11 protein-coding genes are annotated in these 12,749 nt (G+C 55.9%); all 11 read right to left on the bottom strand.

What is annotated here, in order from left to right; all coding sequences use genetic code 11:
* Positions 1-57: 57 nt before the first annotated feature.
* Positions 58-1,320, bottom strand: coding sequence for a threonine ammonia-lyase IlvA (ilvA, locus tag M0651_RS18440; protein ID WP_248553194.1), 1,263 nt, complete (start codon positions 1,318-1,320; stop codon positions 58-60).
* 146 nt (positions 1,321-1,466) lie between these two features.
* Positions 1,467-1,685 carry a hypothetical protein gene (locus tag M0651_RS18435; protein ID WP_248553193.1) on the bottom strand — a complete coding sequence of 73 codons (219 nt, stop codon included), beginning with the start codon at positions 1,683-1,685 and terminating at the stop codon, positions 1,467-1,469.
* A gap of 114 nt (positions 1,686-1,799) precedes the next feature.
* The gene (gene purD / locus M0651_RS18430) at positions 1,800-3,071 is read right to left on the bottom strand and encodes a phosphoribosylamine--glycine ligase (protein WP_248553192.1); all 1,272 of its coding nucleotides are present in this window, start codon (positions 3,069-3,071) and stop codon (positions 1,800-1,802) included.
* 327 nt (positions 3,072-3,398) lie between these two features.
* Positions 3,399-4,946 carry a bifunctional phosphoribosylaminoimidazolecarboxamide formyltransferase/IMP cyclohydrolase gene (gene purH / locus M0651_RS18425; protein ID WP_248553191.1) on the bottom strand — a complete coding sequence of 516 codons (1,548 nt, stop codon included), beginning with the start codon at positions 4,944-4,946 and terminating at the stop codon, positions 3,399-3,401.
* A gap of 130 nt (positions 4,947-5,076) precedes the next feature.
* Positions 5,077-5,697, bottom strand: coding sequence for a phosphoribosylglycinamide formyltransferase (gene purN / locus M0651_RS18420; RefSeq protein ID WP_248553190.1), 621 nt, complete (start codon positions 5,695-5,697; stop codon positions 5,077-5,079).
* A complete protein-coding gene (gene purM, locus M0651_RS18415; RefSeq protein WP_248553189.1) occupies positions 5,697-6,740 on the bottom strand; it encodes a phosphoribosylformylglycinamidine cyclo-ligase in 1,044 nt (347 codons plus the stop codon). The genes purN and purM overlap by 1 nt, the downstream gene beginning before the upstream one ends.
* A 99-nt stretch (positions 6,741-6,839) precedes the next feature.
* On the bottom strand, positions 6,840-8,321 hold the full coding sequence (gene purF / locus M0651_RS18410; RefSeq protein WP_248553188.1) for an amidophosphoribosyltransferase: 1,482 nt from the start codon (positions 8,319-8,321) through the stop codon (positions 6,840-6,842).
* Positions 8,306-10,549, bottom strand: coding sequence for a phosphoribosylformylglycinamidine synthase subunit PurL (gene purL / locus M0651_RS18405; RefSeq protein ID WP_248553187.1), 2,244 nt, complete (start codon positions 10,547-10,549; stop codon positions 8,306-8,308). The genes purF and purL overlap by 16 nt, the downstream gene beginning before the upstream one ends.
* Positions 10,527-11,216: a phosphoribosylformylglycinamidine synthase subunit PurQ gene (purQ, locus tag M0651_RS18400; protein ID WP_248553186.1), complete on the bottom strand. Its 690-nt coding sequence runs from the start codon at positions 11,214-11,216 to the stop codon at positions 10,527-10,529. Before purQ ends, purL begins: the two co-directional genes overlap by 23 nt.
* 3 nt (positions 11,217-11,219) lie before the next feature.
* The gene (purS, locus tag M0651_RS18395; RefSeq protein WP_068787290.1) at positions 11,220-11,465 is read right to left on the bottom strand and encodes a phosphoribosylformylglycinamidine synthase subunit PurS; all 246 of its coding nucleotides are present in this window, start codon (positions 11,463-11,465) and stop codon (positions 11,220-11,222) included.
* A gap of 356 nt (positions 11,466-11,821) precedes the next feature.
* The gene (locus M0651_RS18390) at positions 11,822-12,721 is read right to left on the bottom strand and encodes a phosphoribosylaminoimidazolesuccinocarboxamide synthase (protein WP_248553185.1); all 900 of its coding nucleotides are present in this window, start codon (positions 12,719-12,721) and stop codon (positions 11,822-11,824) included.
* Positions 12,722-12,749 lie beyond the last annotated feature (28 nt).

Raw genomic sequence — 12,749 nt, 5'->3', positions numbered from 1 at the left:
AGCCCTCCCCGACCGAAGTCGAAGAGGGCTGCCGAGCCACACTATTTTCGCTAATCCTCAAATCAGCAAATTAAACAAATTCAAATCCCGGTTGAGCTCGGTATAGGCAATTCCTTTGGCGGTCATGCGGCCAACCAGCCCTTCGTAATCCGCTTTGTCGCTCAACTCGATGCCCACCAAAGCGGGACCGTTCTCCTTATTATGCTTCTTCGTATACTCGAACCGCGCAATGTCGTCGTTGGGACCGAGCACCTCTTCAAGGAACTCGCGCAACGCTCCGGCACGTTGCGGGAAGTTGATCAAGAAGTAGTGCTTCAACCCTTCGTAAATCAGCGACCGCTCCTTCATCTCCTGCATCCGGTCGATGTCGTTGTTGCCGCCGCTAATCACGCATACGACCGTCTTCCCGCGGATTTGATCGCGGTACATGTCCAGCGCCGATACGGGTAACGCCCCGGCCGGCTCCACGACGATGGCGCTGTCGTTGTACAGCTCCAGGATCGTAGTACAAGCTTTGCCTTCCGGCACCTGAATGATGTCGTCCAGAATTTCGGCGCAAATTTCGTAATTCAAGTCGCCGACCCGCTTAACCGCCGCCCCGTCGACAAATTTGTCGATCGACTCCAGCGTCACCACTCGCTTCTGCTTCAAGGCTTCCGTCATGGACGCCGCACCGGACGGTTCAACGCCGATGACCTTCGTCTCCGGACTAACCGTCTTGAAATACGTTCCGACGCCAGATACCAATCCGCCGCCGCCAATGGTCACGAAGACGTAATCGGCCGGTGCCGTGAGACTTTCCATGATCTCCATGCCGATCGTCCCGTTCCCGGCAACGATTTTCGGGTCGTCGAACGGATGAATGAACGTCATACCGCCTTCCCGGCAAGCTTTCATCGCCTCCGCATAGGCGTCATCGTAGGTGTCGCCGATCAGAACGACGTCCACATGTTCGCCGCCAAATCGTTTGACCTGCTTGACCTTCTGGTTTGGCGTCGTGCTTGGCATATAGATTTTGCCTTGAATCCCTAGCGCGTTGCAGGAAAATGCCACCCCTTGTGCATGGTTACCGGCGCTCGCGCATACAATGCCTTTCTCCAGATCCTCGGGCTGCAGACTGCGAATCATGTTATACGCCCCGCGGATCTTGAAAGACCGGACAACCTGAAGATCCTCTCTTTTTAGATAAACGTTACATTCGTATTTGGCCGATAAGGTTGCATCGAGCTGGAGCGGCGTTCGGATCACCACTTCCTTCAATACGTGATGTGCTTTGACGATATCTTCCATGCCAACCGTTTGTCGTTCCGCCTGATTCATCTATTTCTCCTCGCTTTAACTTGGTTCTCTCATTCTACTAAAGTTACACCTGAAACCGCCTCCGGTTCAAGTTATTTTGTATGGCAATAGCCAAACGCCCCTCCATCGGGGGTGGACTCCCGCGTGGAAGGGCGCTCGGTCAAGGTTTATTTCTTTGGTATTAAACGATCGTCGGTATGGCCTTTGGAGTTTTTCTCTTGAGACAGCTCGCTCAGCTCCCATTCCATCGTGCCGTACACTGGGTCGGAAGGGAATTCCTCGCCCTTTTGCAAATACTCCTCGCGTCCCAGCTCGTCCCGGTACACACCGTCGACTTCCACTTTTTCGCGTGAGACCGGTAGCATTTCCTTCATTTTGTCGCTCATGATGATGCCGCCTCCCGATAGAGAATTGCGGGGAATACGTTCATTGATCCCCAATATCCCTTAACATGCGCGAATCGGAAGCAGTTTATCCTTGTATGGCAACTTATCCAACACCTATACGAGCGCCTTCGCCGCGATATCCGTACGCTGATGCTTGCCTTCGAATGCGATATGGCCCGCCGACTCATATGCTTTGTCCCTGGCATCCGCAATCGTCTTGCCGAGACCCACAACGCCAAGTACGCGCCCGCCGTTCGTGACCAGTTCCCCGTTGGAACCCCTGGCCGTGCCCGCATGGAACACCAACGCACCCGCAGCGCGAGCCTCTTCCAAACCGTGGATCGGCAAGCCTTTCGGATACGAAGCCGGATAACCGCCGGAAGCCAATACGACGCAGACCGCCGCCTCGTCACTCCACTCGATCTCCGCTTGATCCAACGTCCCGTTTACGGCTGCCAGAAAAATGTCGAGCAAATCGCTCTTTAACCGGGGCAGAACGACTTGGGTTTCCGGATCGCCAAAGCGAGCATTAAACTCGATCGTCTTCGGTTTACCGTCCGGTGCGATCATCAGCCCGGCGAAAAGCACACCGCGGAACGGACGTCCTTCGGCGACCATTGCCTTGGCGGTCGGCTTGATGATCCTTTCGATCGCTTCTTCGATGATCGAGTCCGCGATATGCGGCAACGGGGAATAGGTGCCCATGCCGCCGGTGTTCGGGCCTTTATCGCCATCATAAACCTGTTTATGATCTTGCGCTGCGGCCATCGGACGGACCATTTCCCCATCGACAAACGACAGAATCGACATCTCCTGCCCTTCGAGGAACTCCTCGATCACGACCTGACTGCCGGATTCGCCGAATACTTTGTCGACCATGATGCTCTTCAGCGCCGATTCCGCTTCGTCGCGGGTGAAAGCAACCGTGACGCCTTTACCTGCCGCAAGTCCGTCTGCCTTAATGACAATCGGCACCGGCTGGCTTTGCAGATAAGTAAGCGCCTGCTCGTAGTTATCGAACTTCTCGTACGCAGCAGTAGGGATATTGTATTTTTTCAGCAGATCCTTCATAAAGGTCTTGCTGCCTTCGATATGCGCGGCGTTTTTGCGCGGACCAAAGACCGGAATTTGCTTGGCCTCAAATACGTCCACAATGCCGTCCGCAAGCGGATCGTCCGGACCGACCACAACCAACCCAACCTGCTTCTCCACGGCAAAAGCAGCCAATTTGTCGAATTCATTCACCTGAATTGGTACCAGCTCAGACACTTCCCCGATCCCCGCGTTCCCTGGGGCGCAATAAACCGTCCCGGCCTTCGGGCTCTTCGCCAAACTCCAGCAAATCGCGTGCTCGCGCCCTCCGGCGCCTATCACCAAGATATCCATTGTCTCCTCCTTCGTTTCAAGGGCCCCACTTGTATAGTTACTCATTCAACCCTATCCGTACGAACGAACTGGAATTTCTACCGTTAATTTTGTCGCCAATCCGCATTGGATCTAAATTAACTGGAAAAAGTACCGCTAAATTATGCTCATTACCTGGTTGGCGGCCTTTTCACTCGAATTAACGGTAGGTTTTACAGCTAAATCGGCAAAACCTAGTGTTACCCCTGAATTAACGGTAGGTATCACCGTTAATTGGTTAGCAGCAGCATGTTCCTCCACTTGCGAAAAACAGCAGGCCGCCGCAGCGGTCTGCCGTCTGACTCCGGCTTAGTGTTTGAAATGGCGCACGCCGGTGAAGACCATCGCAATCCCGTATTCGTTTGCGACTTTAATCGACTCCTCATCCTTCACGGAGCCGCCCGGCTGGATGATCGCGGTAACCCCGGCTTTAGCGGCCGCTTCAACTGTATCTCCCATCGGGAAGAAGGCATCCGAGGCTAGAACACTGCCTTTCACCTTGTCGCCCGCTTGCTCGATGGCGATTTTGGCCGCACCCACGCGGTTCATCTGCCCCGCGCCGACTCCAACAGTCATATCGTCCTTCGCCAATACGATCGCGTTAGACTTCACGTGCTTAACTACTTTCCAACCGAACAGCAGCTGCTTCGACTCCTCTTCGGTTGGCTTACGGTCAGTCACGACCGTCAAGTCGGCTTCCTTCAGCGAATGTACATCGTTTTCCTGTACAACCATGCCGCCATCAATCGAAGTGACGACAAACTGGCTGCTGCGGCTTGCGCCTAATTCCAGGCCGCCCAGCTTCAACAGGCGGATATTCTTCTTCTTCGTGAGGATTTCCAGCGCTTCTTCCGTAAAACCCGGCGCCAAAATAATCTCCAAGAAGATTTCCTTCAACAGCATCGCCGTATCCGCATCAATGATGCGATTGGCCGCAACAATACCGCCGAAGATCGAAACCGGATCGGCTTCGTACGCTTTTTGGTAGGCTTCGAGCACACTCGCGCCAACTCCAACGCCGCAAGGATTCATATGCTTGACTGCGACGACCGCCGGCTCCTCGAATTCCTTGACGATTTGCAGTGCCGCGTTAGCATCGTTGATGTTATTGTAGGAGAGCTCTTTCCCGTGTAGTTGTTCTGCGCCTGTCAGGGTGTCAGCTGCTGCCAGAGGTTTACGGTAAAACGCCGCTTTTTGATGCGGGTTTTCGCCGTAGCGCAGGTCTTGAATCTTTTCGTAAGTAATGGTATAACGCTCCGGCAACGGATCGCCGTTCACCTTTGACAAATAGTCGGAAATCAGGGCATCATAAGCAGCCGTGTGTCGGAAAACTTTGGCCGCAAGCCGTTTGCGCGTCTCAAGCGTTGTATCGCCGCCCGCACGCACCTCATCCAGTACCGTCCCATAATCCGCTGCATCGACAACGACGCTGACGAAAGCATGGTTTTTCGCGGCCGAACGAAGCATCGTAGGTCCGCCGATGTCGATATTTTCGATCGCGTCCTCATAGGTGACGTCCGGCTTGGCGATGGTTTCCTGGAACGGATACAGGTTCACAACCACCAGGTCGATATAATCCAATCCCAGCTCCTTCATCTGCGCTTGGTGCTCCTCGCTGTCGCGCACCGCCAGCAGTCCGCTATGAACCGCAGGATGCAACGTTTTGACGCGTCCGTCGAGGATTTCTGGGAATCCCGTTACGTCGGAGATTCCGATGACTGGCACTCCCTCTTTCGCCAGCAGGTTTTTCGTACCCCCTGTCGAAATAATCTCCACACCCAACTGCGACAGCTCGCGGCAAAAATCCACGATGCCCGTTTTATCCGACACGCTCACGAGCGCTCTTTTTATACTCACAATCGGCTCCTCCTTTATTTTGGCGAATCATGCCCCCGATATTTCTCGGGAAATATCGAAACCCCTGCACGTCATGCTCCCATTACCCATTTTCCCGAAAATCCTGCAATCAAGCCCTTTTCAGCGGTTTCTATTCCGACAGAATGGTGACTTTTCGGCCTTCCACACGCACCCGGTTTTTAGCGAACCACGACACGACCTGCGGATACAAGCGTTGCTCCGCGGCATGAATCTTGGTTTCTAGTGACTCCAATGAATCGTTTGGCGCGATCTCCACCGCCGCTTGCGCAATCACCGCCCCGGTATCCATTCCGCCATCGACCAAATGCACCGTAACCCCCGTTACTTTCACGCCGTATTCCCAAGCCTGACCAATCGCATCTTTGCCTGGAAAAGCCGGCAGCAATGACGGATGAATATTAATCATCCTGCCTGCATAAGGCTCCACCAACACGGAGGTAAGCAGCCGCATGTAACCGGCCAGCACCACCAAATCGATGCCGCGCTTCTCCAGCTCGGCGGCAATGTCCGCTTCATAATCCTCGCGGCGTACGTACGACTTCGGATCAAACAGATAACATTCGACACCAGCCTGACGAGCCCGTTCGACGACGAAGGCCTGCGGCTTGTCGCAAACGAGCAGTACGATCTCTGCATCCAGCTCCCCCGATCGCGAAGCGTCCAGCAAATTCTGAAAATTGCTGCCCTGCCCCGAGGCAAATACCGCGATCCGATACTTGGCGGCGCCCATTAGACGTCCGCCCCCGCAAAGGTCACTACCCGTTGTCCTTCGGTCACTTTACCGATGACATATGGCGTTTCGCCTGCTTGCTGCAGCGCTGAGACCGCCTGCTCCACCTGATCCTCAGCCACGACAATCACTAACCCAATTCCCATGTTGAACGTTGTGAACATATCTCGAGGACTGACGTTCCCTCGCTTCTGCAGCAAGTCGAATATCGGCAAAATCGGCCAGGACCCGTACGTAATCTCCACGTTTACCCCTTCCGGCAATACGCGAGGGATGTTTTCGATAAATCCGCCACCTGTAATGTGGGCCATGCCCTTCACGTCCACCTGCTCCAGCAGGGATAACACCGGCTTCACATACAGCTTGGTTGGCGTGAGCAGGACGTCACCCAGAACCTCCCCGTCTAACTCGGGCAGCTTATCGGTCAACGCGTAACCCGCTTCTTCCAGCAACAGCTTCCGGACAAGCGAAAACCCGTTGCTATGCACGCCGCTGGACGCGAGTCCGATCACCGTGTCGCCGGGAGCGATACGGTTGCCATTCACGATTTTGCTCTTATCGACAACGCCGACCGTAAAGCCGGCAATGTCGTATTCGCCTTCGCTGTACATCCCCGGCATCTCCGCGGTCTCTCCGCCGATCAGCGCGCAGCCCGATTGACTGCAGCCTTCGGCGATACCGGCGACGATCGCCTCGATTTTCTCCGGTACTACCTTGTCGCACGCCAGATAATCGAGGAAGAAGAGCGGTTCTGCGCCTTGCACGACGATATCGTTCACGCACATCGCCACCGCGTCGATGCCGATCGTATCATGCTGATCCATGGCAAAGGCGATTTTCAACTTCGTCCCTACGCCATCCGTTCCCGACACGAGCACCGGCTCCGCGTATTTGTCCTTGTTCAATCCGAACAAAGCTCCAAATCCGCCTAGATCGGTCATCACTTCCGGGCGGAACGTCCGTTTGACGTGTTTTTTCATCCGCTCAACCGCTTCATTCCCGGCCGCGATATCGACGCCGGCTTTCTTGTATGCTTCAGACACGAGAGAGACCCACTCCTTTGGATTAGAGGTAGTTCCAAACATAAACAAACAATTCATGAGGTGAAATAAGTCGAACCGGCATTGGATCGCCGGCAACCGTCAGCAAGTGCAGCCAAACTTCTCTTCCCCGTCGAAATCCGTCCGGGTCGGATAATCGTTGTCAAAGCAGGCCATACAGAGGCCGCCTTTATAATCCTTGGCGTTCTCCCCGCCCACCGCCTGGATCAGCCCTTCTGGGCTCAAAAACTCCAGCGAATCCGCGTTGATCTCCCGGCAAATCTCTTCCACCGTTTTGTAGGAGGCAATCAGCTCGCCGCGGTCCGGCGTATCAATGCCGTAGAAGCAAGGGTTCTTGAACGGCGGCGAGGTAATGCGAACATGCACCTCTGTCGCACCGGCTTCGCGCAGCAGATTGACGATCCGCCGCGAGGTCGTGCCTCGAACGATCGAGTCGTCGATCATCACCACGCGTTTGCCCTCCACGACGCGGCGCACCGCGCTCAGTTTCATCTTCACGCCCTGCTCACGCAACTCTTGGCTCGGTTGGATGAACGTACGTCCGGTGTATTTATTTTTGATCAGACCCAGCTCGTAAGGGATGCCGGTCTGCTCTGCATAGCCGATGGCCGCGGAGATGCTGGAGTCCGGAACGCCGGTGACCACATCCGCGTCAACAAATGACTCCTGCGCCATCACCTGCCCCATCCGCTTGCGGCTGGCATGCAGGTTCGAGCCGTTCATGTCGCTGTCCGGACGCGCGAAGTAAATGTACTCCATCGCGCAAAGCGCTTTGCGCTGCGGTTCAGCGTAACGCTCCTCGCGGAGGCCGTCCCGGTCCAATACCAGCATTTCGCCAGGCTGGATTTCGCGGAGCGTCTCCGCGCCAACGACCTCAAACGCGCATGTCTCGGACGAGAACAGGTACGCGTCGCCAAGCCGCCCCATGACCAGCGGCCGCAAACCGTTGGGATCGCTGGCGGCGATCAGCTTGTCGTTCGTCAACAGCAGGAAGGCGAAGCCCCCGACCAGTTGCCCGAGCGCATCCTTCGCCGCCTCGACGAAATCCTTTGGAGAGCGGGCGATCAGATGCGCGATGACCTCCGTATCGCTAGTTGTCTGAAAGATCGAGCCGCTTTGCTCTAACTCGTGGCGAATTTTCGGCGCATTCACGATGTTGCCGTTGGTCGCCACCGCCAAATCACCGTCGCGGTATTTAAAAATCAGCGGCTGCGCATTCGTCAGCTTGCTGTCCCCGCTTGTCGAATAGCGGACATGGCCGATCGAACGATCGCCGCGCAGCGAGGACAACTTGTCGCGGTCGAACACTTCCTTAACGAGTCCCATGCCGCGGTGATAATGAAAGTCCGCGCCGTCGGTCGTGCAGAGTCCCGCACTTTCTTCCCCCCGGTGCTGCAACGCGTGCAATCCGTAATAGGACAGGGAAGCCGCTTCAGCATGGCCGAATACGCCAAACACGCCGCATTCCTCGCGTAACGTGTCGAACGGATCCGCGTGCCCCGACCCTTCGTTGTAGTAGTCTCCGGTCCAAAGTCTCTGCGCTGGTCTTATTGCATCAGACATGGAATGACATCCTCCCAGACGCGTTTCAACTGCTCCACCGGCTTGTTCAGAACCCCCGTTCCGTTTACGGCAACGTTCAGTTCCAAACCTTCCACGACCCCGATCCGCGCCGCAGGGACGCCTCGTTCCGCGAGCCGCTTCTCCAGCGCCTCCGCCTTCTCCGGCGAAGCCGACAGCAGGATCCGGGACTGCGATTCGCTGAACAACGCAAAGTCGGAACGCAGCTCGCTTGCGACATCCACCTTGGCGCCAATGCCGCCGCTGATACACGATTCGGCCAAAGCAACGGCCAGGCCGCCTTCGGACAAGTCATGCGCCGAACGCACCAGCCCGCCTTGGATCGCGGTAAGCACCGCACCAAGCAGTTTTTTCTCCACATCTAAATCTAACTGCGGAGGACGACCTTCCACGACACCATGCACGACGGCTTGCAGCTCGCTGCCGCCCAGCTCCGCTTTCGTTTCTCCCAAGAGGAACACGATGTCCCCCGCCGATTTAAATCCTTGCGTCGTAATATGATCCGTATCATGCACCAAGCCAACCATCCCCACGACTGGCGTCGGGTAAATTGCGCCTTTAGTGTTCTCGTTATACAAGCTGACGTTCCCGCCGATGACCGGTGTATCGAGCACGCGGCAAGCTTCCGCCATCCCGTCAACCGAACGTTCCATTTGCCAGAAAATATCCGGCTTCTCCGGGCTGCCGAAATTTAGGTTATCGGTAATCGCCAGCGGCTCCGCACCGGAGCAGACGATGTTCCGCGCGGCTTCGCTGACCGCGATCCGTCCGCCAACTTCCGGATCCAGATATACGAACCGACCGTTGCAGTCGGTCGTCATGGCCAACGCCTTGCGTGTGCCGTGAACCTTCACCACCGCCGCATCCGAACCCGGACGAACGGCCGTACTCGTGCGTACCATGTAATCGTATTGGTTGTATACCCACGCTTTGCTCGCAACGGAGGGTGATGCCAGCACCTGCTCCAGCGCCGCGCCCAAATCGCGAACCTCTTCGTAACGAGTTGTATCTACTGATGCGTTTTGCTCATAATAAGCCGGCACTTCCGACGGCTTGTTGTAAATCGGGCATTCATCCACGAGCGCCGTAACCGGCATGTCGCCAACCAAATCCCCGTGATGGAACAACTTCAGACGGCCGTCATCCGTCACTTTACCGACCTTTGCACAAATGACGCCCCAACGCTCAAAAATCTCCCGCGCCTGCGCCTCATCCTTCGGCTCAACGACGAACAACATCCGCTCCTGCGACTCTGACAACATCATTTCGTAGGCGGTCATGCCTTCTTCGCGCTGCGGTACCTCGTCGAGATACAGCTCGAGACCGTTCCCGGCTTTGCTGGCCATCTCTGCGCTGGAACAGGTCAAGCCCGCCGCGCCCATGTCTTGGATCCCTAATACGATGCCCGTGTCAATCAATTCGAGGCAGGCTTCCATCACCAACTTCTCCATGAACGGGTCGCCCACTTGCACCGCGGTCCGCTTCGCTTCGGATTCTTCCGTCAGCTCTTCCGAGGCGAACGTAGCGCCATGGATACCATCGCGGCCGGTTGGCGGACCCACGTAAAACACGGGGTTCCCCACGCCTTTAGCGACACCGCGCTGGATTTTGTCATGATCAATCAGCCCTACGCACATTGCGTTCACCAGCGGATTGCCATCGTAACTCTCATCAAACACGACTTCTCCGCCGACCGTCGGAATCCCAATGCAGTTCCCATATCCCGCAATCCCGGACACGACGTGCTCGAACAAATACTTCACCCGGTCGCTTTCCAGCTTGCCGAAACGAAGGGAGTTCAACAGCGCAATCGGTCTGGATCCCATGGAAAAAATATCGCGAATAATCCCGCCCACGCCCGTCGCCGCACCCTGGTACGGCTCCACCGCTGAGGGGTGATTATGACTTTCGATTTTAAAGACAACGGCCTGGTTGTCGCCGATATCGACGATTCCGGCGCCTTCGCCCGGGCCCATCAATACGCGTGGGCCGCTGGTCGGAAACCGCCGAAGCAGCGGCTTGGAGTTCTTGTAAGCGCAGTGTTCGGACCACATGACGCTAAACACACCGATTTCCGTATAATTGGGTTTGCGCCCAAGGAATCCGCAAATCAGTTCGTATTCGCTGTCGGAAACGCCCATCTGTTTGTAAATTTTCTGCTCTGCAATTTGTTCTGCATTAGGTTCCTTAGCGGACACTTGCTGACTCATGCCGATCCCTCCAAGCTTTCAAAATAGATGTAAACATCTTCTTGCCGTCCTCAGAACCAAGCAAGGAGCTTACCGCCCGCTCCGGATGCGGCATCATGCCGACGACATTCCCGCGTTCATTGGAAATGCCGGCGATATCGTCCACCGAGCCGTTCGGATTTTGAACATATCGGAAAATAATCTGATTGTTCCGCTTCAACTGCTCTAGGGTTGCTTCATCGCAATAATAGTTCCCTTCGCCGTGCGCGATCGGAATCGTGATCACATCGCCCGGCGCATACAGCGACGTAAATGGATTGTCGTTATTCTCCACGCGCAGCTCCGTGTCATGACAACGGAATTTCAAAGACTCGTTGCGGCGCAGCGTACCCGGCAGCAATCCGGCTTCCGTCAAGATCTGGAATCCGTTGCAGATGCCCAGCACATATTTGCCTTCCTCCGCGGCTTTGGCCACTTCCGCCATCACCGGCGCAAAGCGGGAAATCGCCCCGCACCGCAAGTAGTCGCCGTAAGAGAAACCGCCGGGGACCAAGATGCAATCGTAAGCGGACAAATCGGTGGCCGTGTGCCACACATAGTCGACCGGTTCGCCCAGCGTCTCTTCCACCGCTTTGTAACAGTCGATATCACAGTTGGAACCGGGGAATACGAGTACCGCGAATTTCATGGTTTAGTCCTCCAATTCGAAGCGGTAGTCTTCAACCACCGTATTGGCCAACAGCTTCTCGCACATCGCTTTGACTCGGGCTTCCGCCTCGAAGCGATCGTTCGTGTCGAGCGTCAGCTCCATATATTTACCGATGCGGACACTGTCCACCTCTCTGAACCCCATGGAATGGAGCGCTCCCTGAACGGCTACCCCCTGTGGGTCAAGTACGCTTTGCTTGATCGTGACATAAACGCTCGCTTTCATCATGTTCCTCGTGTTCCTCCTAAGTTTGGACTTGTGCGGCACGGCCGCTTGATTCTGAATGGATTCTCATAACTGCTTATGGATCTGCTGGGCCTTGGGGCACTGGGCGCATTGGCAAATGGCAAACGGCCTCTTCCGCCAACCCTCGAACTCCTAACGGACCGTAGGGACGTTATTTGCTCATTTCCCGGGTATTTCCCCAGCTAACGGACTCCACAGACGTTATTTGGTCTCATTTGACTCCTAATCAGGCTACATTACCTAAATAAGGTCTCCTCGGTCCGTTACGCCGGTCATCCCCGAATATTCGGTCCAATAATGGCCGTGGGGTCCGTTAGCGCGAGGCGGGCAACCTACGCCTACGCCAACTCCGCTCCGGTCAGTCGTTGGTAGATCTCGCGGTAACGCCGCGTCGTCTCTTCGACGACATGCGTCGGAAGCGGATCGGGCGCGCTGTTCTTATCCCAGTCCGAACCGGCCAGATAAGCCCGTACCGGCTCTTTGTCCATGCTGTCGATCTCGATGTCCAGCGCGTAGTTCTCTTTGGCCCAAAACCGGGAAGCATCCGGCGTAAAGATCTCGTCGATCAAAATCAACTTCCCGTCCACCAGCCCGAATTCCAGCTTGCAGTCGGCGAGGAGAATCCCGCGTTCTTCGCAGTAGTCACGGGCGAAGGCGTACATCTCTAAGCTGCGGTCCCGCAGCTGTTCGGCCAAATCGCGGCCGACTTTATCCGCCATCTCCGCAAACGAGATGTCCTCGTCGTGACCGACGTCGTTTTTAGCCGCCGGGGTGAAGATCGGCTCCGCCAGCTTCGCGTTCTTGCGCAGCCCTTCCGGCAGCTGAATGCCGTTAATCGCGCCGCTTTGCTCATATTGCCGCCAACCGCCGCCGGTAATGTAACCGCGCACCACGCATTCGATGTCGATGCGCTCTGCTTTTCGGGTCACCATGATCCGGTTCCGCAACACCTCGCGATGCTCCGCCGGAATCACATCACCCAGCCGATCTACATCCGTATGGATGACGTGATTTTCCAGCAGATGCCCCGTCTTATCGAACCAATACGCACTCAGCCGATTCAACACATTGCCTTTGTCCGGAACCGCCGGCTCCAGCACGTAGTCAAACGCGGAGATTCGGTCGGTGACTACGATCAAGAAAAATTCACCAAGGTCGTATAGCTCCCGGACCTTGCCTTTGTACAACAACGGGGCTTTCACCAAATCCGCCGCCGTGGAAATTGCCGGTACCGCCATGAAAGCTCTCCTCCCCCATCCAAAACTC

It is taken from the genome of Paenibacillus mellifer (assembly GCF_023195895.1).
In the GTDB taxonomy this organism is placed as follows: domain Bacteria; phylum Bacillota; class Bacilli; order Paenibacillales; family Paenibacillaceae; genus Fontibacillus; species Fontibacillus mellifer.
Note: the sequence above shows the minus strand (reverse complement) of the source record. Positions and strands in the feature narration are given on the sequence as shown.

What these genes read in the sequence shown, in the direction of transcription:
- ilvA (WP_248553194.1), bottom strand. Translation starts at nt 1,320, where the DNA reads ATGAATCAGGCGGAACGACAAACGGTTGGCATGGAAGATATCGTCAAA.
- M0651_RS18435 (WP_248553193.1), bottom strand. Translation starts at nt 1,685, where the DNA reads ATGAGCGACAAAATGAAGGAAATGCTACCGGTCTCACGCGAAAAAGTG.
- purD (WP_248553192.1), bottom strand. Translation starts at nt 3,071, where the DNA reads ATGGATATCTTGGTGATAGGCGCCGGAGGGCGCGAGCACGCGATTTGC.
- purN (WP_248553190.1), bottom strand. Translation starts at nt 5,697, where the DNA reads ATGGGCGCCGCCAAGTATCGGATCGCGGTATTTGCCTCGGGGCAGGGC.
- purF (WP_248553188.1), bottom strand. Translation starts at nt 8,321, where the DNA reads ATGTCTGATGCAATAAGACCAGCGCAGAGACTTTGGACCGGAGACTAC.
- purL (WP_248553187.1), bottom strand. Translation starts at nt 10,549, where the DNA reads ATGAGTCAGCAAGTGTCCGCTAAGGAACCTAATGCAGAACAAATTGCA.
- purQ (WP_248553186.1), bottom strand. Translation starts at nt 11,216, where the DNA reads ATGAAATTCGCGGTACTCGTATTCCCCGGTTCCAACTGTGATATCGAC.
- purS (WP_068787290.1), bottom strand. Translation starts at nt 11,465, where the DNA reads ATGATGAAAGCGAGCGTTTATGTCACGATCAAGCAAAGCGTACTTGAC.
- M0651_RS18390 (WP_248553185.1), bottom strand. Translation starts at nt 12,721, where the DNA reads ATGGCGGTACCGGCAATTTCCACGGCGGCGGATTTGGTGAAAGCCCCG.